Annotated in this window: 19 protein-coding genes; 15 read left to right on the top strand and 4 right to left on the bottom strand. The window is 52.8% G+C overall.

Going from position 1 to position 23,616, the window contains the following annotated elements:
• Positions 1-55 precede the first annotated feature (55 nt).
• The 4 genes from V0288_RS06420 to V0288_RS06405 all read left to right on the top strand — a co-directional run bounded on the left by V0288_RS06420 (position 56) and on the right by V0288_RS06405 (position 3,296).
• Complete coding sequence (locus V0288_RS06420) at positions 56-1,048, top strand: multicopper oxidase domain-containing protein (RefSeq protein WP_332864221.1); 993 nt, start codon at positions 56-58, stop codon at positions 1,046-1,048.
• On the top strand, positions 1,012-1,167 hold the full coding sequence (locus V0288_RS06415) for a hypothetical protein (RefSeq protein WP_332864220.1): 156 nt from the start codon (positions 1,012-1,014) through the stop codon (positions 1,165-1,167). Before V0288_RS06420 ends, V0288_RS06415 begins: the two co-directional genes overlap by 37 nt.
• Positions 1,168-1,341: 174 nt before the next feature.
• Complete coding sequence (locus V0288_RS06410) at positions 1,342-2,346, top strand: ComEA family DNA-binding protein (protein WP_332864219.1); 1,005 nt, start codon at positions 1,342-1,344, stop codon at positions 2,344-2,346.
• Positions 2,346-3,296, top strand: coding sequence for an FTR1 family iron permease (locus V0288_RS06405; protein ID WP_332864218.1), 951 nt, complete (start codon positions 2,346-2,348; stop codon positions 3,294-3,296). Before V0288_RS06410 ends, V0288_RS06405 begins: the two co-directional genes overlap by 1 nt.
• Positions 3,297-3,448: 152 nt before the next feature.
• Here V0288_RS06405 and V0288_RS06400 read toward each other — a convergent pair whose 3' ends face one another.
• Both V0288_RS06400 and V0288_RS06395 read right to left on the bottom strand, forming a co-directional pair.
• The gene (locus V0288_RS06400; RefSeq protein WP_332864217.1) at positions 3,449-4,180 is read right to left on the bottom strand and encodes an undecaprenyl-phosphate galactose phosphotransferase family protein; all 732 of its coding nucleotides are present in this window, start codon (positions 4,178-4,180) and stop codon (positions 3,449-3,451) included.
• Positions 4,181-4,254: 74 nt separating this feature from the next.
• Entirely contained in the window at positions 4,255-5,400 is a 1,146-nt protein-coding gene (locus tag V0288_RS06395; protein WP_332864215.1) for a glycosyltransferase, read from the bottom strand.
• On the opposite strand from V0288_RS06395, the gene V0288_RS06390 reads away from it, so the two are divergent.
• The gene (locus V0288_RS06390; RefSeq protein ID WP_332864214.1) at positions 5,392-5,580 is read left to right on the top strand and encodes a hypothetical protein; all 189 of its coding nucleotides are present in this window, start codon (positions 5,392-5,394) and stop codon (positions 5,578-5,580) included. The two genes, V0288_RS06395 and V0288_RS06390, sit on opposite strands and share 9 nt — an antisense overlap.
• Here the strand turns inward: V0288_RS06390 and V0288_RS06385 are convergent.
• Positions 5,577-5,936 carry a single-stranded DNA-binding protein gene (locus tag V0288_RS06385; protein WP_332864213.1) on the bottom strand — a complete coding sequence of 120 codons (360 nt, stop codon included), beginning with the start codon at positions 5,934-5,936 and terminating at the stop codon, positions 5,577-5,579. The two genes, V0288_RS06390 and V0288_RS06385, sit on opposite strands and share 4 nt — an antisense overlap.
• A 212-nt stretch (positions 5,937-6,148) precedes the next feature.
• On the opposite strand from V0288_RS06385, the gene V0288_RS06380 reads away from it, so the two are divergent.
• The 4 genes from V0288_RS06380 (at position 6,149) to V0288_RS06365 (ending at position 11,374) form a co-directional block, all read left to right on the top strand.
• Entirely contained in the window at positions 6,149-7,192 is a 1,044-nt protein-coding gene (locus V0288_RS06380; RefSeq protein ID WP_422661916.1) for a rod shape-determining protein, read from the top strand.
• Positions 7,193-7,360: 168 nt separating this feature from the next.
• Complete coding sequence (mreC, locus tag V0288_RS06375; RefSeq protein ID WP_332864211.1) at positions 7,361-8,110, top strand: rod shape-determining protein MreC; 750 nt, start codon at positions 7,361-7,363, stop codon at positions 8,108-8,110.
• 9 nt (positions 8,111-8,119) lie between these two features.
• Complete coding sequence (gene mreD, locus V0288_RS06370; protein ID WP_332864210.1) at positions 8,120-8,665, top strand: rod shape-determining protein MreD; 546 nt, start codon at positions 8,120-8,122, stop codon at positions 8,663-8,665.
• Between the two features lie 189 nt (positions 8,666-8,854).
• Positions 8,855-11,374 carry a transglycosylase domain-containing protein gene (locus tag V0288_RS06365; protein WP_332864209.1) on the top strand — a complete coding sequence of 840 codons (2,520 nt, stop codon included), beginning with the start codon at positions 8,855-8,857 and terminating at the stop codon, positions 11,372-11,374.
• A gap of 196 nt (positions 11,375-11,570) precedes the next feature.
• Here V0288_RS06365 and V0288_RS06360 read toward each other — a convergent pair whose 3' ends face one another.
• Entirely contained in the window at positions 11,571-11,885 is a 315-nt protein-coding gene (locus tag V0288_RS06360; RefSeq protein WP_332864233.1) for a DUF1825 family protein, read from the bottom strand.
• 573 nt (positions 11,886-12,458) lie between these two features.
• Here V0288_RS06360 and V0288_RS06355 point away from each other — a divergent pair.
• The 6 genes from V0288_RS06355 (at position 12,459) to V0288_RS06330 (ending at position 23,304) form a co-directional block, all read left to right on the top strand.
• Positions 12,459-20,543: a hybrid fatty acyl-AMP ligase/type I polyketide synthase gene (locus V0288_RS06355; RefSeq protein ID WP_332864208.1), complete on the top strand. Its 8,085-nt coding sequence runs from the start codon at positions 12,459-12,461 to the stop codon at positions 20,541-20,543.
• Between the two features lie 74 nt (positions 20,544-20,617).
• Positions 20,618-20,935 (top strand): DUF4258 domain-containing protein, encoded by a 318-nt coding sequence (locus tag V0288_RS06350; RefSeq protein WP_332864207.1) that lies wholly within the window; start codon positions 20,618-20,620, stop codon positions 20,933-20,935.
• A gap of 2 nt (positions 20,936-20,937) precedes the next feature.
• Complete coding sequence (locus V0288_RS06345) at positions 20,938-21,156, top strand: YgiT-type zinc finger protein (protein WP_332864206.1); 219 nt, start codon at positions 20,938-20,940, stop codon at positions 21,154-21,156.
• Between the two features lie 870 nt (positions 21,157-22,026).
• Complete coding sequence (locus V0288_RS06340) at positions 22,027-22,356, top strand: hypothetical protein (protein WP_332864205.1); 330 nt, start codon at positions 22,027-22,029, stop codon at positions 22,354-22,356.
• A 79-nt stretch (positions 22,357-22,435) separates the two neighbouring features.
• On the top strand, positions 22,436-22,783 hold the full coding sequence (locus tag V0288_RS06335) for a hypothetical protein (RefSeq protein WP_332864204.1): 348 nt from the start codon (positions 22,436-22,438) through the stop codon (positions 22,781-22,783).
• 188 nt (positions 22,784-22,971) lie between these two features.
• Entirely contained in the window at positions 22,972-23,304 is a 333-nt protein-coding gene (locus V0288_RS06330; RefSeq protein WP_332864203.1) for a hypothetical protein, read from the top strand.
• Positions 23,305-23,616: the final 312 nt, after the last annotated feature.

Here is a 23,616-nt window from a genome sequence, read left to right as displayed (position 1 = left end):
CTATAATTGAGAATAGTTATCTATAATCCGAGTTCCTATAGCTCGCTCTTCTGGCATGACCGGTGAAAAATCTTCCCCCCGATCGCTCGATCGCCGTCATTTTCTCCAACTCTCCCTAGCGACGGGTCTGGGAATCGGCGCGACGGCCCTGGCATGGCAGAAACTCCATCGATCGAACCCGACCCCCTCCCTTCCCGTTTCCACCGAACCCGCGACCCGCGACCCCGCCGATCCCCTCTTTTTCCTCCGCGATTTCGACTACGGAACCGTAAAACAGGAAAACGGAAAAACGATCCGGGAATTCCGCGTCGAGGCGACCACTTCTACCCTACACCTCAATAAAGCCGTTTCTTTCGTCAGTTGGAACCTCAACGGTCGCGTTCCCGGCCCCACCTTCCGCGCTACCGAGGGCGATCGAATCCGCGTCATCTTCTACAATCGCGCCGGCCACGCCCATTCCCTCCACTTCCACGGGGTCCACGAATCGGCGATGGATGGCGTAAAACCCGTCCGGAATAACAGCGTCTTCATCTACGAATTCGACGCGCTCCCCTACGGTGTCCACGTTTACCATTGCCACGTCTCGCCCATCAGCCGACACATAAATAAGGGACTCTACGGGATGTTTATCATCGATCCCCCGAGTCCCCGTCCCCCGGCCGATGAAATGGTTTTAATCATGGCGGGCTACGATACCAACGAGGATCGAAAAAACGAACTCTACGCGTTTAACGGTCTCCCGAATTACTACATGGATCACCCGATTTCCCTCCAAAAAGACCGATTAGTTCGCCTCTACCTGCTAAATATGGTCGAGTACGATCCCGCGCTCACCTTTCATCTCCACGCCAATTTCTTCCAAGTTTACCCCACCGGGATGACCCTCACCCCCGCTTACACCAGCGACGTGATCACGATGGGAACCGCCGAGAGACATATCCTAGAGTTCGCCTTTTCCCACGCCGGAAAATATATGTTCCACCCCCATCAGGACACGATCGCCGAGGCCGGTTGTATGGGAATTTTCAACGTCCTCGACAACGCCTAGGAGGAGTCAGGAGGCAGGAGGCAAGAGGCAGGAGGCAGGAGGCAGGAGGCAGGAGGAAGAATATTTTTGGTAAAAATTGTGAAAAAATCCGATTTATCCTCTACGATCTCGGCTTTTGAGGTTTTTAAACTGGCAAAAACGAATCGCGTGAGAGGCATCCGATCGATCGAGAATCTAAAAAATAGATAAATATTGAAACTATTTCTCAATAATTTCTTTATCGTAGTAGACTATAGGGTTACATCTGTCGTAACCATTTCCATCCCTCGAACATGACCGAGCGCGAGAAAATCATGAGCGTATCCCGTCGTTTCTGGGCGATGACGGCTTCGGCCGGTCTCGTCCTCCTGAACGCCTGTAGTTCCGGCCCCACCGGTCAAACCACGTCGATCCCGTCCCCGACGGCCACGGCTTCCGAGACCGCCGGCCATAACCACGGGCAGAAAATCAATATTAATAACGCTATTCTTTCCGAATTGGACAAATTAGAGGCAAAACTCGGGATTCCCGCGCTCTCTAACCAGATTCAAGCCAGCCGCCCCTACGGTAGCACCGAGGAACTGGTCTCGAAAAACGTTCTCAGTCAAGAGCAATTCGATCGCATTAAAGACATGGTAACGATCGAGGAGGTGGTGTTAGAGGGCGAGGCCAAGGACGTGGACTACATGACCAAACTCGGCCTGATGAAAGGTCATCTCATCGTCGCCAAAGAACTGTTAGCGCTGAAAAAACCGAGCGAGGCCGAACCCCATATCGGTCATCCCGTCGAGGAAATTTACGCCGATGTCGAGGATCAACTCGGGGAACGCGGCGTGAAGGACTTTAAAACGACCCTGATCTCCCTGCAAGATCTGGTCAAAGCCGGCGCGAAAGATAGCGGGAAAGTGAATACCGAATTTACCGGTTCCCTGAGCGCCATCGATACCGCGATCGCCGCCCTACCCGACAGCCAGCGTCGCGACCCGAAATTTATCCTCCAGGTAATTAACGGACTCCTCGATACCGCCAATTCCGAATATACCGCCTCGATCGCCAACGGGAAAATCTCCGCCGCGATCGAGTATCAGGATTCCCGCGGTTTCGTTCTCTACGCCGAAGAACTCTACAAAAACATCGCCCCGGAGATAGAGAAACGAGATCCGTCCGCCGCGAAAGAAATCGAGAAAACCCTGACGGAGTTAAAAACCGCCTGGCCTTCCGTGGAACCGCCCGCCACTCCCGTGAAAACCCCCGAACAGGTAACGGGACTGATTAAGGCGATCGAGAAATCCAGTACCGCGCTCACCAAGAAATCCTGATGGACTACAGTTCTGCCTTACCGACCTTTATCATCACCCTGCGCGAGGGAGTGGAAGCCGCCCTCGTGGTGGGAATCGTCCTCGCCTACCTGAAAAAAGCGGGACGAACGAGCGCGAATCGGTGGGTATACGCGGGGATCGCCGTCGGTATCCTCGCTAGTGCCTCGATCGGCGTTTTCTTCAGTTGGTTAATTCAAACGCTCCCCGCGGCCGGCCAGAAATACGCCCCGGCGATCGAACCCTTGTTAGAGGGAACGTTCAGCGTTCTGGCGATCGCCATGCTCAGTTGGATGCTCGTCTGGATGACGCGTCACGCGCGACAGATGCGACAACAGGTAGAGGGAAGACTGGGGGCGGTTTTTGACGGCAAGTACGGCGAGGGTTGGGGCGTGTTCCTCCTCGTGTTTCTCGCCGTGGTGCGGGAGGGTTTCGAGTCGGTTTTATTTATCGCCGCCAAATTCGGCCAGGGATTGATTCCCGCGCTCGGGGCGATCGCCGGGATCGCCGTTTCCGCGGGCATCGGGGTTCTGCTGTTTAAATGGGGGATAAAACTCGATATCCGCCTGTTTTTTAAAGTAATGGGTTTACTGCTGTTATTAATCGTCGCGGGATTGGTGGTAACGGCGTTAGGCCATTTCGACACGGCGATCGGAACCCTCTCCAAACTCGATCGGGCCTCGGAATCCCTCTGTTTCTTTTACGAGCGTTTCGCCAAACCCCTCGATCGAGATTGCATTCTCGGGCCGATGATCTGGAATACCAGTAAGATCCTGCCGGACGATCGCTTTCCGGGCATTATTCTCGCCACTCTTTTCGGTTATACCCAGAGACTCTATTTCGTGCAGGCGATCGCCTACGGGATCTTTTGGATTACCGTCGGCGGCCTCTATTTCCAGACGCTATCCGGTAGAGCGATCGTCTGGAGAAGAGATAGGGAGATGGGAAGATAGGGAGTTTTTGGGGAAAAGGAAAAGGGAAAAGGCGATCTTTCATTCTTTACCCTTTCCTACTGCCTCCTGTCCCGGCAAGAGATCGATCGAAAAAGGGGAAGAGAGTCCAATAACACCTCTTCCCCTTTTTGTCAATTGTTTTTTTACAAACTTTAATAAGCCCCGTTATTTTTCGGGAAAATGACAACGCCGATGGTTTTGAGAACCACCAGCAGATCGGTCAAGCAGTTTCGGGAATTGACGTAGTACACGTCCATCTGTACCCGGAGGGGATAGGGGATATCGTTGCGTCCCGACACCTGCCAGAGACCGGTGAGACCGGGACGGATGGTTAATACCTTGTCGATGCGATTGCCGTACTTGTGTAATTCTTCTGGAACCAGAGGACGAGGGCCGACAACGCTCATATCTCCCTTGAGAACATTCCAGAACTGCGGGAACTCGTCTAAGCTGGTTAAACGTAGGAACTTGCCGATCCAGGTAACTCTGGGGTCATCCTTGAGTTTGAAATTATCCTCGAATTCCGCTCGCAGTTGGGGAGAGTCGGCCATGATCGAGGCGAGTACCTCGTCCGCGTTCGTCACCATCGTCCGGAACTTGATGCAGTCAAAGCGTTTGAAGTTCTTGCCGACTCGTTCCTGCACGAAGAAGATCGGTCCGGGGGAGCTAATGGCGATCGCTAGAGCGAGGAACAGATAGAGCGGGGAAAAGAAAACTAGCACGAACAGGGAGAAACAAATATCGAACAATCGTTTAAACGAGTCGCCGTCTAAAGCTGTCCACGCGGATCTTTGATGCCGTCTACCGGCGATCGAGGGCTTTACCCCCCGTTTCATCAAAGCCTGTACAGCCTTGACGGAGATAAGTTGGCTGTTAGCAGTCATCTTACTCCTTCACATCACACACACCACACTGTCCCCATCATAGAACCAGAAGACCTAAACGAGAGCAATCCCGGTCACAAAAATCGAAATTTTTCTAACCGTGTCCCCCGGCAATCTTCCAGAAACAACGAATAGGACTTTCTAAAGATTTTAGGGGTAAATTTCATGGCTTGCAATCGGCAATTCATCGGATGGATGTCGCGGGCCCGATCGAGGAAACCCTCGATCGCCTCGCGGATCGCTGTCGGGGTCTGTTGAGCGAAGAATAATCCGGTTCCGTTCCGAGGGTCGTGACGGCTATCGCGGACAGTTTCTAAAGCGCCTCCGGAACCAAAAGCGATCACGGGAGTCCCGCAGGCCTGCGCCTCGACCAGGGCGATGCCGAAATCCTCGCAAGCCGCGTAGACAAAAGCTTTCGCCCGCGACATATATTTTTCCACCACCTCGTCGGGGACGGAGCCGAGAATTTGAATATTCGATCGGGCGATCTGCCGGATTAACCCCATCTGCGGCCCGTCCCCGATCACCACCAGGGGCAATCCTAACTCGTTAAACGCCTCGACGATCAGGGGGACTTTTTTATAACTCACCAACCGGGAGACGACGAGGAAGAAATCTTCTTTTTCTTCGAGGTAGGGAAATCGATCGATCTGTACCGGCGGGTAGATGACTTTCGCGGTACGACGGTAACAACGCCAGATCCGCCGCGCCGTGTGTCGGGAGTTGGCGATAAAGGCATCGACGCGGTGAGAGGAAATCGCGTCCCACTGCCGTAAACGGTGCAAGAGATAACGGGTGGCGATCCCCGGCAATCCCCGGCCCGCCCGACTACTGGCGAGATAATCGAAGGTCAGATCCCACGCGTAGCGCATCGGGGTATGACAGTAACAGATATGTAACTGATCCGGGCGGGTGATGACTCCCTTGGCGACACAGTGGGAGGAAGAGAGGATCACGTCGTAATTTTCCAGATTTAACTGTTCGATCGCCAGGGGTAACAGGGGTAAATACTTCTGTACGCCCTCCCGCGCGCCGGGAAAGCTCTGTAAAAAAGTCGTGCCGATCGATCGACCGTAGAGATAGCTATCCGGGTTCGCGGACTCGAAATCGATCAACGCGTAAAGATCCGCCTCCACGCACTGCAAGATCTCTTTGACCACCAATTCCGATCCCCCCGTCGCCCGCGGGGTTAACCACTCGTGTACTAGGGCGTGTTTCATAATCAGTCAGGAGTCAGGAGTCAGGAGTCAGGAGGCAGGAGGCAGGAGGCTTTTAGCTATCAGCTTTCAGAGAGCGAGTTTTTCCGCCTTGGCTACTATCTAAAGATACATCTAGCCGACCGCCGATCGCTGACCACTTTTTTCCCATCCCCCCATCCCCATCTTCGACCTCTACTTTAAAATTCCCCGCTATAACCGCCGGAACTCGCCTCGTTATCTCGTTTAGAACCGAGAAGATCCAGTTGATCGACCAGGATTACCGGTTTAGAGCGGTTCGCACCCGTGTTTTTATCCGTCCAGGTATCCATTTTTAATAGCCCTTTAATCCCGACTAAACCGCCTTTTTTGACGTAGTTAGCGGCGACTTCCGCGGTTTTCCCCCAAATTTCCAGATCGAACCAATCGGGTTGATCGCTATTTTTCGATCGACGATTCACCGCCAGGGTAAAGGTACAGAGAACTTTTCCCGACTCGAAATACTTCACCTCGGGATCGCGGCCCGCCCGTCCCACTAAATGCACGACGTTTAAAGTCATAGCCCGTTCGCCTTATTTTAGTACAAGAGTATGTCTATTGTAGCCCGAAAGCTAACGCGGGCGACGGGATCGATCGAGATTCCCGCTCCGGAGTTCCGTGTTTACCGGGAGATTGGCTAGACTGGGATATACAAATCGTAATAGAATCCAAGTCGATTCAATTCCGGTCATATCCTTATAGAAACTTTTTATAAAAGCAGGAGTTACCACAAGTGGGTTTTTTTAAAGGTCTAGGTCTATCCTTATCTAGAGACGTGGGTATAGACTTGGGAACCGCCAACACCCTGGTTTACGTGTCCGGGAAGGGAGTCGTATTAGAAGAGCCGTCGGTAGTGGCGATCGATAAAGACAAAAACCCGATCGCCGTCGGTGAGGAAGCGCGGAAAATGCTCGGACGCACCCCCGGTCACGTTACCGCCATCCGTCCCCTGCGCGACGGTGTGATCGCCGATTTTGACAGCACCGCGCTCATGTTAGAAGAGTTTATCAAACGGGCGCTAGAGGGATCGATCGGCAATCCTCGCATGGTCATCGGCGTTCCGAGCGGCATCACGGGGGTCGAACGGCGCGCCGTCGTCGAGGCCGCCAGAAACGCGGGAGCCAGAGAGGTCGGTCTGATCGATGAACCGGTCGCCGCCGCCCTGGGAGCCGGTTTACCGGTCGGGGAGGCCACGGGAAACATGATCCTCGATGTCGGGGGCGGTACGACGGAAGTGGCGATTCTCAGTCTGGACGGGACGGTACTGAGCGAATCCGTCCGGGTCGCCGGGGACGAGTTAACCGAAGCGATCGCCGGATACCTGAAAAAAGTGCATAATCTGGTCATCGGCGAGCGTACCGCCGAGGATATCAAGTTCCAACTCGGTTCCGCCTACCCGATCTCCGGCGCGGAACTCCCCCCGATGGAAGTGCGCGGGCTACATCTAATTTCCGGTTTACCCCGTACCGTCACGCTTACCGCCGAGGAAGTGCGCGAGAGCATGGCCGACCCCCTATCGGTGATCGTCGATGCCGTCAAACGCACTTTAGAGAAAACCCCCCCGGAACTGGCCGCCGATATTATCGATCGGGGGATCATGCTCGCGGGAGGCGGCGCGCTCCTTCGGGGATTCGACGACCTGATCGGTCACGAGACCGGGATCGTCACCCATATCGCCGACGATCCCCTACGATGCGTGGTCAAAGGAACCGGCGAGGTCTTGAAAAATCCCAAACTATTCGAGCGGATCGTCAATGAAACAACGAGAAGCTTCTAGTAGTCTCGAATCCGTAGAGGCCAGGATTTGGGGGGTCAGGGGTCGGGAGATAGGACGATGGGGGCGTTTTTCGGATCAAGGGAAAAATCCCCTTCCCTTTCCCCCCTCCCCTTTCCCCCTTCCCCTTGGCTCCCGCCTTCCGCCCTCTCATCACTCCGGGAAACCATCATGTATTCAGCACGACGGAAATGGACACGGCAAGGAATCCGCCTAGTCCTGATCGCTTTAGCTCTCGCGGGAGCTTGGTATATTCGCGCCTACCGGGGGTCGGCGATTCTTGAACTGTACGGGCTGATTACCCGTCCCTTTCAAGGGGAAGAAAAGCTCGCCACCGAACAATTCCTTGCCGATCAACGCGTGCGAGAATTACAGAATCGCTTAAGCGAGGTCGAGTACCAGAACCAACAACTGAAAACCCTGCTCGGTTATTACAAAGCCCAAAAACAGCCGGTGATCACCTCGCCGATTATCGGTCGGAGCGCGGATGATTGGTGGCGGGAGATCGTTATCGGTCGCGGTAGTGCCGACGGGATTAAAGTGGGCGCGTCGGTCACGGGAACCGGCGGTCTGGTGGGACGGGTGACGACCGTGACCCCGCACACGAGCCGGGTGATGTTAGTCAGTAACGCCAACAGTCGCGTCGGGGCGACGATCGGCCGCGGTCGTTCGATGGGCTTGATTCAGGGCCGGGATTCCCAGATCGCCACCCTCCGTTTCTTTGAAAAAGCGCCCGATGTGAAAGTCGGGGACGTGGTAACGACCTCTAACGTTAGTCGTCTGTTTACCCCCGGATTACCCATCGGTCGGGTGATTTCCGTGAATTTAGAGCAAAATCCCGCCCCGACCGCCCAGATCGAGTTCACGGCTACCGTCAATCATCTCGAATGGGTTTTCGTTCATCCCGTCGGGGAACCGTGAGGAGTCTGTATGCTCGGTAAATTCGGTAAAAGTTCCCGTTTATCATCCCGTTCCCGTTTTTTTCTGGATATTTTTCTAACGATCGCCTCGGTTCTCCTGTGCGCCTTTCTCTCGTTAACCCGTCTGCCGGGAATGGAGATCCTGGGCATCGGGCCGAATTGGTTACTAATCTGGCTGGTGAGTTGGAGTTTGAATCGATCGATTCTCGATAGCGTGGTGGCCGGTTTAGTCCTGGGAGCGATCGAGGACGGACTCACCACCGATTATCCATCCCATATTATGGTTTTCGGTTTTATCGGCTTTTTAACGGCCAAAATCCACCAACAGAGATATATCAAAGAAGAACTGATCTCGGTCGTCCTGCTCGTTTTCGGGATGACCCTCCTCTCGGAAGCTTTCATCGCCCTACAATACTATCTCCAGGGAGATCGATCGCCCGCCGATCTCTGGGTCGATTACCAACGGATCGCCCTCACCTCCGCGGTTCTTAGTAGTCTCTGGAGTCCCGTCCTCTATTACCCCCTCCATCACTGGTGGCGACAACTTCGGGAGTAGTGAGGGAGAGGGGGAATTTTTTCGGGGGAAAGGGGAAGGGGGAAAGGGAAAAGAGCTTTCTTAATCCTTTCACCTTTACCCTCTCCCGCCTCCCGCCCCCGTCTCCCGACTCCTGCTATCATAGGGCGAAATAGAATGTCCTGCTTTTACTTTTAACGGTTAGTTTTTGACTTGATTAGGGTATATAAAGTGAAATTCAAAGAGAAACTTGAGCAGATCTTTCAATCCCAGGGGAAACCGGTAGACCCCTCTCCGGAACCGCAGTATCAGCCCCTGGCGACGGACGCGGACGCGAATCCCGCCGATCCCGCCCCCTCGGGAGACGGGCCGCAATACAAGCCCCTGACGACGGAGGAGGGAACGCCGATCGAAAAAACCAAGTTACCGGCCGCGGTTAACCGGCTGAAGACGGATATTTCCGGACTGATCGCGAAAACGCCCCTTCCCGAATGGCGAAAGCACCCGAAATTCTGGATATTCGTGGGGATGGGATTGGGCATTAGCGGGGGCGCGATCGCCATCGGTTGGCAGGCGAACCGGTTCGAGAGTTCCCTGCCGGATAATCTGGGGGAAGTATTAACCTACGCCCGGAAGGACACCCTGACGATCGAGGCGGCGGACGGTACGGTCTTGAAACAGAACGGCCCCGTCAGCCACGATACGGTCAAACTCGCGAAGGTTCCCGAAGTCGTGCGGGAGGCGTTTATCGCCAGCGAGGATCGGCGTTTCTCCGAACACGGCGGCGTGGACGCGCAGGGGATTTTCCGGGCGCTCTTTTCTAACCTCCGCGCCGGGGGGGTGAAAGAGGGGGGAAGTACCATCACCCAACAGTTAGCGAGGATCGTTTTTCTGTCTCAAGAAAGGAGTGTCGATCGCAAACTTCGCGAGATGCGGATCGCCCAGAAAATCGAGGATAAATACTCGAAAGATCAGATTTTAGAACGGTATCTCAATCTGGTTTATCTCGGTTCGGGAGCCTACGGCATCGCCGACGCGTCCCAAGTGTATTTCAGTAAACCGATCGAGAAATTAACCCTTCCGGAAGCGGCGACGCTGGCCGGGATCGTTCCCGCCCCCAGTCTGTATTCCCCGCTCGAAAATCCGAAAGCGGCGAAGGAACGCCGGGATACCGTTTTGAAGCTGATGGCGGCGGAAAAACTGATCACCCCGGCAGAGGCGGAAAAAGCGATCGCCTCGCCCCTCGCGACCAAACCTAGCCCGCTCAAACGTCTCCAACGCGAAGCCCCCTACTTCACCGATTACGTGGAGAAAGAACTACCGAAACTGGTTCCCGCGAAAGCTTTACAAGAGGGAGGGATCGTCGTCAAAACCACCCTGAATCCCGGTTGGCAAAAGGAAGCGGAAAAGGTGATCGAGCGGGGCGTATCGCGTTACGGACGCTGGCAGGGTTTCCAACAGGCGGCGCTGGTATCGATCGATCCCAAGACCGGCCAGATTAAAGCGATGGTCGGCGGTAAAGACTACGATAAAAACCAATTCAACCGCGTTACCCAGGCGAAACGTCAGCCGGGTTCCACGTTCAAACCGTTTGTCTACGCCGCCGCGATCGCCGCCGGACGATCGCCCTACTCCAGTTACAAGGACGTGGAGTACACGGTCGATGGCTATAAGCCAGAGAATTTCGGCGATCGATATAGCGGTCGCGAGTTGACGATGCGCGACGCGTTAACCTCCTCGGTGAACGTGGTCGCGGTACAGGTTCTCGTCGGAGTCGGTTGGAACCCGGTGATCAAACTGGCCAACGCGATGGGGATCGAATCGAAACTCCTGCCCACCTATTCCCTCGCCCTCGGCGCGTCGGAGGTGACGCTGTTGGAACTGACCGGCGCCTACGGGACTTTCGCCAATAACGGGGTACACCGACCGGTATACGGGATCGATCGGGTGATCGATCGCCACGGTAAGGTTCTGTACGAGGCGAAATTTAAACCGACGACCGCCCTGAATAAAAACACCGCCGCGACGATGACCTGGATGCTTCAGAACGTGGTCAATTCGGGAACGGGAACGCCCGCCCAAATCGGTCGCCCGGTGGCGGGAAAAACGGGAACCTCGGATAAAGCCCGCGATCTCTGGTTCGTCGGTTATATTCCCCAATTGGTCACGGGAGTCTGGCTAGGGAACGATAATAATAAACCGACCAACGGCGCGAGTACGATGTCGGCGTGGATGTGGCGACAGTTCATGCTTAAGGCGACCGAAAATATGCCCCGCGAGGGATTCGCCGATCCGAATTTGAACAGTCGTCCGAAAACCCTGACCGCGGAACCGCTCAAACCCCGTCGCGTCTCTTTCACCCTGACATCCCGATCGCTCGATCGCTCGAATCGCTCGAATCCATCGGCCTCGATCGACGACGGTTCGCAGGGCGATCGCCCGACCCGGAGACGGCGACGTTTCCGTGTCCGTCGCGAGGAACCCACCGTACAGGCTTACCGGGGCGAAACCCGTTCCGAAACCCGTTCCGAAGACCGTGCTACCCGACGGAGCGAACGGAGACGGCGGCGATCGACCATTGCCCGTTCTAACAGCGCCCCGGCCGCGTCTACCCCCCGTAACAGCGCCCCGGCCGCCGCACCCGTTACCGTTCCCGTGACCGTGAGCGAGCCGGATACTCGATCGGTTCCCATCCAGATCACGCCTCCCCCGGATGTGGCCCCCGTCGCCCCTCCCGCGGAACGTCGGTAAAGGGAATAGGGGAAAGGTGGACGAGTAAGCTTTTCCCTCCCGTATTCCCGCTAGAGTTACAGGCGATCGGCATAACGCGTCGGGCTGTAGTTCCCAAAATTCAAAACGATCGAGCGATCGGGCAAATACTCCCGATCGCTCTTTGTCAATCAACGGTTATCGCGCTATAGTCGATCGCTACCTCGCGGGAAGCCGGCTATTGAATCTCCGCCTTCATCCGTTCCAGGGTGACTTGCATCTGATCGAACATCTGTTGCGGGGTGATGCCGAACTGCCCCAGTTGAGTCTTTAGCTGTTCGACCGTCATCCGCGCGGTGAAATCCTCGGATAACTCGAAACGCTTCATGAAAATCTTGTAGCGTTCCATCAGTTCTTCCATTCTGTCGATAAAAATTTTCTTGCCCTCTCGATCGAATTTCCCGTACTCGCCCCCCAATCGCGTCAGGGATTGGTAATCCTCGAACAACTGTCGCGCCTCGTTCTGAACCACTTCCGAGTCAAAGAATCCCATAATCTTAAAAAGGTTTGTCACTGCTAGATAATCTCCCCTCTATTTTACGTCCGGGGTAGAAACGGGGGAAGTCGAGACAGATACGGTTTTCCGAATGGGGGAGGAGTCAGGAGGGAAGGGTGTGGGGTGTAGGGTGTGGGGTGTAGGGGGTAGGTTGTGGGGAGGCGGTCGGCGGGCTTGTGACATTTGTTTATTCCGATTTTTGGGTTTTGGTCGAACCCGTGACTTTCGGGCCGGGGGGGGATTTTCGATCGCTTCTTTAAAGGGAACAGGGAAGGGGGAAGGGGGAAAACACCCGACGGGGATTGAAACCCCGTTTGGCGCGATCGCCCCAAGACTCCCTCCTACCTCCTGACTCCTGACTCCTGACTCCTGACTCCTGACTCCCCCGATCGAGCCGGGGGGTAGACTATACTTTTATACACCGATCCTTTATCCTTTCTCAGAGATGTGTTATGTTATCGGGATCGCCAATCCAGTAAAATAAAGAGTATGGGAGTTCTGTATCCAGCGAGAGCCGATTAATACCCCTGTAAACGCTAAAAAAAAGTCTAAAAATACGAATAAAGATAGATGAATCGGAAATTTTCCAATTTTGTAGAACTTTTACAGTATCGATCGCTCGAACAGCCCTCCCAACCCGTTTTTACCTTTCTAGCCGATGGCGAGATCGAGTCCGCTTCCCTCACCTACGCGGAACTCGATCGACACGCGAGAGCGATCGCCGCGCGTCTCCAATTATTACAGGTCGCCGGCGAACGCGCCCTACTTCTCTACCCGCCGGGACTCGACTTTATCGCCGCCTTTTTAGGCTGTCTGTACGCCGGAGTCATCCCGGTTCCCGCGTATCCCCCCCGCGCTAACCGTTCCCTGGAGAGATTACAGGCGATCGTCGCCGACGCGGACGCGAAACTCGCCCTCACCACCGATTCCCTCGTCGAATCGATCGCCGGCAAGCTAACCCTTTCTCTCTCGCGCGAGAGTCTTCGCTGTATCACCACCGATACCCTTCCCCTCACCCTCGCGGACGATTGGCGCGAGTACCGTCCCGACGGCGATCGACTCGCCTTCTTACAATACACCAGCGGTTCTACCGGCGTTCCCAAAGGCGTGATGGTGAGTCACGCCAATCTTATCCACAATTCGGGCGCGATCAATCGCTGTTTCGGCGATACCCCCGAAAGTATCGGCGTTTCCTGGTTGCCCCCCTACCACGATATGGGTCTAATCGGCGGCATTCTCCAGCCCGTTTATGTCGGGGCGCGCATGGTTCTCATGCCTCCCGTCGCCTTTCTCCAGCGTCCCTACCGTTGGCTGAAAGCGATTTCCGACTATCAAGCCACCACCAGCGGCGCGCCCAATTTCGCCTACGATCTCTGCGTTAGTCAGATCGATGCCGAACAGCGGGAAACCCTCGATCTAAGCCGTTGGACGCTGGCTTTTACCGGCGCGGAACCGGTTCGATCGAAAACCCTGTTGAATTTTGCCGAAACCTTCGCCCCGAACGGTTTTAAACCCGAATCGTTCTATCCCTGTTACGGGATGGCGGAAACGACGTTAATCGTATCGGGGGGGATCAAGGAAAATCCCCCCGTGATGGCAAGTTTCGACTCGCGCGGCATCGAGGAGAATCGCGTGATTCCCGCGACGGGAGAGGAAAGCGTTACCTTTGTCGGTTGCGGGAGAGCGATCGAGGGAACGTTAAAGGTAGTCGATCCCGATACCCTAGAAATCCGTCCGGAGAATGAAATCGGCGAGATCTGGGTGAAAAGTCCTAGCGTGGCGATGGGATACTGGAATCGATCGACCCTGACCGAAGCCATGTTTAACGCGCGCGCGGGAAACGAGGGGCCGTTTCTGCGGACGGGGGATCTCGGCTTTCTCCAGGACGGGGAACTATTTATCACCGGCCGTTTGAAGGATTTAATTATTATTCGCGGGCGCAACCATTACCCGCAGGATATCGAATTAACGGTAGAGAGTAGCCATCCCGCCATTCGCGAGGGTTGCGGGGCGGCGTTCGCGGTGGAAATCGACGGCGAGGAACGGTTAATCATCGCCTACGAGGTCAAACGGAGTTATTTACGGAAACTGGACACCGAAGAAGTGGCGCGCGCGGTTCGCGTCGCGGTCTTACAGAATCACGAGTTACTTCCCTATCGCGTGGTGTTGTTGAAAACCGGCAGTATCCCGAAAACCTCTAGCGGCAAAATCCAGCGACACGCTTGCAAGGCGGAATATTTAGAGGGCAGTTTACATAGTATCGGCGAGGATCGGGGCGTTACCGTGTCGGAACCGGTTCCCGTTGCCGTAGAAAGGGAAAATCGGCAACAGGGATCGATCGAATCCTGGTTACGGGAGAATATCGCCCGACGTTTGGGAATTTCCCCGCGTTCGATCGATCCCCGCGAACCCCTCGCCAGTTACGGGTTAGATTCTCTCTCCGTCATCCGTCTTTCGGCGGAATTAGAGGATTGGTTAGGAAGAAAGTTATCGCCGACGTTAGCCTACGATTACCCGACGATCGAGGCGTTATCCGCCTATTTATCGGGAGAGGAAACGGTTAACGCGGTAGAACCGACGATTCCGGCGGGGGAACAATCGATCGCTATCGTCGGCATCGGCTGTCGTTTTCCCGACGCGGACAATCCGGGGGAATTCTGGCGGTTGTTAGCGGGGGGAATGGACGCGGTAGCGGAGAGTAACGGCCGCTGGGTACAGAAAGGTTATGGCGGTTTTTTGACGGATATCGATCGATTCGACGCGGATTTCTTCGGTATCTCCCGTCGGGAAGCGATCGAGATCGACCCCCAACAGCGATTATTATTAGAAGTCACGTATTCCGCGCTGGAAAATGGCGGCATTAACCCGGAAACGCTGGCGGGAAGTCAAACGGGTGTGTTTATCGGCATCAGTAGTTCCGATTACTCCCAAATCCGTCTCCAGAAAGCCTTAGAAACCAATCCCTATATCGGGACGGGCAACGCGCACAGTATCGCCGCTAATCGATTATCCTACTGGTTCGACCTGCGCGGTCCCTCTCTGGCGATCGATACGGCTTGTTCCTCCTCTCTCGTGGCGGTTCATCTCGCGGCGCGAAGTTTACAGTCGGGAGAGTGCGAGCGGGCGATCGTCGGGGGCGTTAATCTATTATTATCCGAGGAATTGACGGAAACTTTCACCAAAGCGGGCATGATGGCCGCGGACGGACGCTGTAAAACCTTCGACGCGGCGGCGGATGGGTACGTTCGCGGGGAAGGTTGCGGGGTGGTGATTTTAAAACGTCTCTCGTCAGCGGAGAGAGATGGCGATCCGATTCTAGCGGTAATCCGGGGAACCGCGATCAATCAGGACGGACGGAGTAACGGTTTGACCGCGCCCAACGGTTTAGCCCAGCAGAGTGTTATCCGTCAGGCATTGCGGAACGCGGGAGTGGAACCGTCGGCGATTTCCTACGTGGAAACTCACGGGACGGGAACGGCGCTGGGCGACCCGATCGAGGTAAATTCATTAAAAGCGGTTCTGTCCGTCGATCGAGATCGACCTTTGATGCTAGGTTCGCTGAAAACGAACATCGGCCATCTAGAGGCGGCCGCGGGAATCGCGGGATTGATTAAAGTCGTCCTTTCCCTACAGAATGAACAGATTCCCCCGCATTTACATTTAAAAACGATCAATCCCCATATCGATCTCCAGGATAGTTCGATCGAGATCCCTACGCGTTTACAGTCCTGGGATACGGCAGAAAATCCCCGGATAGCCGGGGTGAGTTCCTTCGGTTTCGGGGGAACCAATGCCCATGTAATCGTGGAAGGCAGAAGGCAGGAGGCAGAAGGCAGAAGGCAGGAGATAGGAGAAGATAGACCGTTGCATATTCTCACCCTTTCCGCGAAAAATGAAACCGCGTTCGGGGAGTTAGTTACGGCTTATAAAAATTACTTGACAAATAATTTAACTCGTGAATTGGCGGACATCGCCTTTACCGCGAACACGGGTCGATCGAGTTTTTCGCGTCGTTTGGCGGTCATCGCGGGCGATTCTCGGGACTTATTGACGAAATTAAACGAGATTAGCGAATATAAAACCGTTGATCCCGAACTAGATAAACGGGTCGCCTTCTTATTCACCGGACAGGGTTCGCAGTACGCGGGAATGGGACGGGAACTCTACCGGACACAGCCCACTTTCCGGGAAGCGATCGATCACTGCGCGACTATCCTACAATCGGAATTAGAGATCCCCTTGGTCGAGGTATTATTCGATCGATCCGACTGTATTCACGAGACTTTATATACACAACCGACTATCTTCGCCATCGAGTACGCGTTAGCGCGACTGTGGATGTCCTGGGGAATCGTTCCTAGCGTCGTTATGGGGCATAGTGTCGGGGAATACGTGGCCGCGACGATAGCCGGAGTTTTCAGCGTCGAGGACGGGTTAAAACTCATCACCCGTCGCGCGCGGTTGATGCAATCTTTACCGCGAACCGGGGAAATGGTAGCCGTATTCGCGACGGAGGGAGTGATTCGCAAAGCGGTAGAGGCTTATCGAGATAGCGTGTCTATCGCGGCGTTTAACGGTCAACATCTCGTTATTTCCGGGGAAACGGAAGCTTTAGACAAAATTCTCGACTTCTGCAAGGATAAAACGGTCAAAACGAAAAAGTTAAAAGTCTCCCACGCTTTCCATTCTCCCCTGATGCGGCCGATCGAGGAAGACTTCCGGAAATTCGCGGGAGAGGTTTCCTATCAAGCGCCGAAAATCGATTTGATTTCCAACGTTACCGGGAAAATTATCGGGGAAGAAATCGCCAATCCCGAATACTGGGTGAATCATATTCTCGCGCCGGTTCGTTTCTCCGATAGTATCGAGACGCTACAGGGACAGAGATATCGAATTTTTCTCGAAATCGGCGCAAAACCCATCTTATCGGGCATGGGAAAGGCGATTTCCGAATCCGGCTATTGGTTAACGGGTCTGCGCGAGGATAGTGACGACTGGACACAGATACTCGACAGTCTAGCTAAATTGTACGGGTTGGGGGTATCGATCGACTGGCGCGGGTTCGATCGAGATTATCCCCGGACTCGTCTCGCGGGTTTACCCACCTATCCCTTCCAGCGTCAACGCTACTGGTTCACCGAAGAAAGTCATCGCGATTGGTTATACGGGGAAATCTGGGAGAAAGAAACGTTTATCCCCTCCTCCCGTCCCGAATCTATCTATCTCGTTTTCGCGGGGACGGATTCGCTGAGTGAAGAGTTAGAAAACCGTTTACCCGGTTCCTATTTCGTATACGCGGGAGACAGCTATCGGAAACTAGAACGGGGATGGATAATTAATCCCGCAAGTAAAGACGATTACCGACGTTTATTCTCGGATATAAACTCCCTAGACGGAATCCTGTATCTGTGGGGTTTAGAAAACTCCCCGATAGAAACTGCGGATTTCGGTTGTCGCGGAGTCCTGTATCTCCTACAATCCCTCGTCGCGACGGCAATCACCGCGAGACTCTGGATTGTTACCCGAGGGGTTCAAAAAGTTATCGAGTCCGATAGGGTAACGAATCCGGTGGCCGCGACTCTCTGGGGGATGGGGAAATCGATCGCTCTCGAATATACTGAGTATTGGGGCGGAATCATCGATTTAGACGAGAATCGAAGCGAGGAAGTCAATTTCCTCCTCTCCCGTATCGCCAATCCGGACGCGGAAAAACAAATCGCCTTCCGCGGGGGACAGAGTTACACCCCCCGTATACAGCGAGTTCAGCAAAAAGCAATTCAAAGTAAAATCGACTATTCGCGAGGAACCTATTTAATTACCGGGGGATTCGGTCAATTAGGACTAGAAACCGCGGGATGGTTAGCGTCGCGGGGAGTCACTTCCCTCGTCTTACTGGGACGGAAAGACCCCCCGGAAGCGACGCGAGAAACCCTTGAAACTCTACGACAGCGAGGGATTACCGTCACCGTAGCCCGAGGGGATGTCGCGAACCGGGAGGACTTGCAAACTGTACTGGATAACGTCCGGAATAATTTACCCCCGTTGAAAGGTATCTTTCATCTAGCGGGAGTCTTAGACGATGGCCTCCTGCAAGGGTTAAATTGGTTACAATTTGAACGGGTTTTCCGGCCGAAAGTCCTCGGGACGTGGAACCTTCACGAATTAACGCGAGAAATGAACCTCGATAGCTTCGTGATGTTTTCCTCGGCCGCGTCGTTATTGGGTTCCCCCGGCCAGGGAAATTACGCCGCCGCGAACGCGTTTCTGGATTCGATCGCTTATTATCGTCATAGTCTCGGCCTTCCCGCGTTGACGGTTAACTGGGGAACTTTAGACGGGGGAATGGCCGCGCGAACCCGTATCGCGGTGAAAGGATTAAATCCCCTTCCCGTCGCCGAATCCTTGAAGCTGATAGACGAAATCCCCGAAAATACCGCCCGAATCGGCATTATCGACATCGATTGGGACGCGGTACGCCAGCAGTTTCCCGAGTTGGTGAATTCTCCCTATTTCGCCCGTATTCTCGCGCCCGAAGTTAAAAAGAGTCAGGAAATTGGGGTTTTCGATCGAATTCTGCAACTACCGGACGGGGAGAGAGAGGGATATATACTCCATTATCTTCGATCGGCGATCGCCCGCGTCATCGGTCTACCCACCGAAAAAATCAACGCCGAGGATAGTTTACTCGATCTCGGTATGGATTCGTTAATGGTCATGGAGGCGATTAATCGGCTAAAAACCGACCTCCAGTTAATGCTATATCCCCGCGAAATCTACCAACACCCGAAAATCGGCAATCTCGCCAAATATCTCGCCGGAGAATTTGCGAGAACCCATCGCGGGGGGGAATCCATTCCCGTCCCCGAAACCCCGTTATCGGTCGGTAATTATCAAATCTCTGCGGGAAACTTCCAGGTAGAGAAAAAACTACCGCCTATCGCCTTCATTCTCTCTAGTCCTCGTTCCGGTTCCACCTTACTGCGGGTGATGTTAGCCGGCCATCCCGATTTAGCCTCCCCTCCCGAATTGCATCTATTACCCTTCGACACGATGGGACAACGGGAACAAGACCTTTCCCTCTCCCATCTCGGGGAAGGATTGCAACGCGCCATCATGGACTTAAAAGGGGTCGATAGCGAGACCGGTCAGGCGATTCTAGACGAATGGAAACGTCAAGACCTATCTATCCCCGAAATCTACGCCAATCTGCAAACCTTCGCGGGTTCCCGACTGCTTATCGATAAATCCCCCACCTACGCGTTCCACCGGGAAACCCTCGACCGCGCGGAAACGATTTTCGACAACGCGAAATATATTCACCTCGTCCGGCATCCCCACGCGGTTATCGATTCTTTCTGCCGTCTCCGCATGGATAAACTGGTCGGTAACGGAACAGAAGACCCGTATCAACTCGCGGAACTTATCTGGGCGCGGGGAAATCAAAATATTCTCGACTTTCTCGCGGGAATCGACCCCGAACGCCATCATTTAATTGTTTACGAGGAATTAGTCACCAATCCGGAACCCGTCACCCGTCGCTTGTGCGAATTCCTGGGAATCCCCTTCCACGAATCCCTTCTCACCCCCTACGAGGGACAGCGGATGACCGACGGGGTACACCGGCAATCCCTCTCCGTCGGCGACCCGAATTTCCTGAAAAGAAAGACCATCGACGCGAAACTAGCCGAAAGCTGGAAAGAAATCCAACTCCCTCGACCGCTAGGAGAATTCTCCCGTCAGGTCGCGTCTATCTTTGATTATTCCCTTCCCGAAGAGAAACCGGTGGAAACCCCTTCCCTCGCGGAGATGGAAGAAACCTATATCAATGTCCGCGGTTTGAATCTCTGTCTCTGTAATTGGGGGGAAAAAGCGGGGAAAATCCTCTTCTGTCTCCACGGCATTCTAGAACAGGGCGCTACGTGGCATGAGGTGGCGATTCGTCTCGCTAGACAGGGATATCGCGTCATCGCGCCGGATTTACGCGGTCACGGCAAATCCGACCATATCACCCAGGGAGGATCGTACCATTTACTCGACTTTCTCGGCGATATCGACGCTATCGTGTCCCAAATCGCCGAGGAACCGATTACCCTTATCGGTCACTCCTTCGGGTCGGTACTGGCCGCGATTTACGCGAGTATCCGTCCGTGGAAGGTAGAAAAATTAGTTCTCGTGGAAACGGTCATCCCCGCGGAAATGCGAGCGAGCGAAACGGTAAATCAGTTAACCACCCACCTCGATTATCTGGCCTCGCCGCCGGAACATCCCGTTTTCCCCGATATAGCCACGGTAGCGGGAAGAATGCGCCAATCCGCCCCGAATCTCTCCGAATCTCTCGCCCTAGAACTCGCCGAAAGGAATACCGAACCCTGCAAAGGTGGCGTTCGCTGGCGTTGGGCGAACCGGCTGAGAACCCGCGCGGGAATCGAGTTCAATGGCATTGACAAAAATCGCTATTTGTGTATATTGAAGGAAATTCGGAGTTCGATCGCTCTCATCTACGGCGATAAGAGCCAGTTCAACCGCCCCGAAGACCTCGCCGAACAACAATCCGCGATGCCGACCGCGACGCGCGCGGTAGTCGCCGGCGGTCATAATTTACCCTTAGAAAATCCCGAGGAAGTCGCGAGAATTATCCGGCAATTCGCGGGGTAGGAGCGTTACGCTAACACGTCCGACCGTTCGATCGGAATAGATTATAATATCCTTGAAATCCATCAGCGGTTGACGTGACCGATGGCATCCTAGAACAAGTTCGAGAAGCGGCCGGTAAAAGGCTGTTGTTTCTTCCGCACACGATCAGGCAAATGTTACGCCCGGATCGAATGATTTCAACCGCTGAAGTGGAATCAGTGGTCACGCTAGGTGAGATCATTGAAGATTACCCGGAAGACGCGCGAGGTCATAGCTGTCTGATGTTAGGGCTTGGACGAGATAATCGAGCGATTCATGTGGTCTGTACTCCGAAAGATGAATATTTAGCTATCATTACGGCATATTTACCCGATCCTAACCAATGGACACCTGATTTTAAAGGGAGACTGTAAGAATGGAATGCCTATACTGTAAGGCTCGAATGCGACGCGGAACCGCTCCCTTTACCATCGATCGGAATGGCTATCATGTTTCTTGGGACAATATTCCGGCGTGGGTATGCGACCAGTGTGGCGAAGTGATGTTTGAGGCACGCGAGGTAGATCGAATTCAAGAAGCGTTGGTTAACTTGGATCGGGAGACAGCTACGCTGGTTAGCCAATCCGCGAACTAGCCACCCAACCATCCCGATATTCTCGGTTTGCGGGGTAGGGGAAATGGGGGGAGCGATTCCCTACCCTATCATGGGGATGGAAGCGGATCTCGATCGAATCCGGTACAGTTCTCACGGGAAACACTCCTATCTCGGATCGTAACGAAAATGAATACCCAATTGGTTGATTCCCGATGCGCGAATTATTCTCTCGCTCTCCGCGGAAGAAAGAGAGTTACTGCATCAAAAAATTCAGAGCGATCGACGTGAAAACTCGGAGATTTACGCTCAAATTTTGGATTTAGAAAACCGTGTAAAGCAATACGAGAATCAATATCGCATGAGTTAGGATGAATTCTATCCTAGATTTCGTTCGGGTGAGCTAGGGGACGATATGGATTATTTCGAGTGGAATGTTTATTGGGAAATGTTGTTAGCGGCGAAAAAAGAGTTAAGTTCACGGTCGAATTAGATGGAGCTATCCGATTATATTCGCGAGGTTAAACGGAGATTATCATCAGAAAATACCGAGGAAGTCGTGAGAATTCTCCGCCAGTTTGCAGGGTAGGGGAAATGGGGAGAGCGATCGAACTCCACTGTTACGATGTGTAATGGTTGGTGATGGAGTGTTTGCGAGCGCTAGAGAAATTTGTATAATATCGCTAGGGCGTATTAGACGGAAAATTTCCAACCATCATCCCCCTTGAGGGTGAGATATGGAATAAATCCTTAAAAATACCTCTATAGGGTTGTTACATGGATACAATCCGTATAATCTACAGCTAGATAGATCATACGTCTGTATCTCTTTGATGTGAATTTAGTCTATAAAATTAAAGTCAAAATTAAGGCTCAAAAGGCCAACGTATTTCGGATCTGGAGGAAAGAATAGTGCTTCAACAACAGTTTGATCAATTGATGGCGATTACAAAAGAGTTAGTTTATCAAGGCTGTGAAGTATTAGAAAACAAAATAATAAAAAAATCCTATTATCGCCAAGGACGTGACAATTCAGATAAAGTTATTGAAGAATGCCATGAATTTTGCTTGGAGAGCGACAAAATTGTCGAAAAAATTACAAAAAGAAAATGTGATTCTGCTATTTTTAGCAAAAATCAATTTGTTTTACCTGAAGGTTGTTCCTTTGGTGATCCCATAGAAGAAAATTATAAGTACAGCCTTTCTCGTAAAGGTGAAGTACAGACAAACCCTTGCTACTAAAGGGTTCTAGCTCCCAAAACGTACCTCATTTATCTGAGAAAGGCTGTATTATGATAATCTTATTAAGTTGTCCTTCCAGATGGGAAGAGATTGTAAAAAGAATTTTAGTGAGCTTTCTCCTGTTAAATGGAAGACCCTGGGAGAGATTACTAAGGAATTAGAGTTTATCTTGCGAGAAGGTGGAGGATATGTAACGACTTATAGAAAACCTGATATAGTATACTTTTCATTTCAAAACGAGCATTATTTTGTAACTTATTCTAGTCCAGGGTATACTTTAGGCAAAAGAGATTCTCTTAATCATATAGTATGGAAAAATATAGGGGTACAAAAAACAGGCACTTCTTATGGAACAGCTATGGAGCTAGTTTTGGCTGTTGGAATTCACAAGTTTCAATTTGGAATTTCTCATAACGGGGGAGATTGATCCAGTTTGAGGTTGCATCAGATCTTGATAGAATATGATTTGCTATAAGTTTCTATGCCAACCTCAAACTTTATTTTGAGAGATATTGCTAGGTACTTGGTAAAACAATCTGTATAACATTCGCAGGAACTTGTTATACTGAGAATGTCCAACTATCATCCCCGTTGAAGGCGAGATAAGGAAAAAACATGAACACAGATCCACTTTATGAGGTTCCACCAGTCACTCCAGAAGAATTGAGAAAGATCGAGGCTAACATGAACACAGATCAGCGACCTTTACAGTCTCTACCACTTACTCAAGAAGCCTTTGCACAGGTGATTCCCCTAGTGATTCAAACGATTATTGATCACCAGAATAAGCTGTTTTATAAGCGAGTCGAGAGTTTGAGAGAAATCGTGAAGGAAAGAAATCTCTCTGAAGGTGATTATCTTTTCGACGAACTCCAAGTGTGCGAAAGAATGTATGAAAAATTACAGAAGAAAGCAGATGAGAAAGAGGGGCAAGACGCGACTCCGTGATTGATCTGGCATTGAGTTTATTCAACCTATTGTTTAAGCTCGATCTCGATCGCCGATCAACCAGATCGCGTGTTCCGTAAAGAAACCTGACAACTTCTCGTAAAATTAACGAGACGCGTGTTGGGTTTCGTGCCTCTACAGTTATTAATAGTGCGATCGCCGATTTTGTCGTTCGATCGAGTCGAACCCAACAATCCCCTACAATTAAGCTTTGCCTTGGAGTGAAGAGGTAAGATAGGGATAACTCTTCTCCCGAAATTTCGCGATGGATAGAAGCGCTACCGATCGGCGATCGTTCGTTAAAGCGATTTT

Source organism: Pannus brasiliensis CCIBt3594 (genome assembly GCF_036688125.1).
Taxonomy (GTDB): Bacteria; Cyanobacteriota; Cyanobacteriia; order Cyanobacteriales; family Microcystaceae; genus Pannus; species Pannus brasiliensis.
Note: the sequence above shows the minus strand (reverse complement) of the source record. Positions and strands in the feature narration are given on the sequence as shown.

Coding starts and splice junctions, on each gene's coding strand:
- mreC (WP_332864211.1), top strand. CDS start 7,361: ATGTATTCAGCACGACGGAAATGGACACGGCAAGGAATCCGCCTAGTC.
- V0288_RS06420 (WP_332864221.1), top strand. CDS start 56: ATGACCGGTGAAAAATCTTCCCCCCGATCGCTCGATCGCCGTCATTTT.
- V0288_RS06335 (WP_332864204.1), top strand. CDS start 22,436: ATGGGAAGAGATTGTAAAAAGAATTTTAGTGAGCTTTCTCCTGTTAAA.
- V0288_RS06330 (WP_332864203.1), top strand. CDS start 22,972: ATGAACACAGATCCACTTTATGAGGTTCCACCAGTCACTCCAGAAGAA.
- V0288_RS06385 (WP_332864213.1), bottom strand. CDS start 5,936: ATGACTTTAAACGTCGTGCATTTAGTGGGACGGGCGGGCCGCGATCCC.
- V0288_RS06355 (WP_332864208.1), top strand. CDS start 12,459: ATGAATCGGAAATTTTCCAATTTTGTAGAACTTTTACAGTATCGATCG.
- V0288_RS06400 (WP_332864217.1), bottom strand. CDS start 4,180: ATGACTGCTAACAGCCAACTTATCTCCGTCAAGGCTGTACAGGCTTTG.
- V0288_RS06360 (WP_332864233.1), bottom strand. CDS start 11,885: ATGGGATTCTTTGACTCGGAAGTGGTTCAGAACGAGGCGCGACAGTTG.
- mreD (WP_332864210.1), top strand. CDS start 8,120: ATGCTCGGTAAATTCGGTAAAAGTTCCCGTTTATCATCCCGTTCCCGT.
- V0288_RS06395 (WP_332864215.1), bottom strand. CDS start 5,400: ATGAAACACGCCCTAGTACACGAGTGGTTAACCCCGCGGGCGACGGGG.
- V0288_RS06410 (WP_332864219.1), top strand. CDS start 1,342: ATGAGCGTATCCCGTCGTTTCTGGGCGATGACGGCTTCGGCCGGTCTC.
- V0288_RS06405 (WP_332864218.1), top strand. CDS start 2,346: ATGGACTACAGTTCTGCCTTACCGACCTTTATCATCACCCTGCGCGAG.
- V0288_RS06345 (WP_332864206.1), top strand. CDS start 20,938: ATGGAATGCCTATACTGTAAGGCTCGAATGCGACGCGGAACCGCTCCC.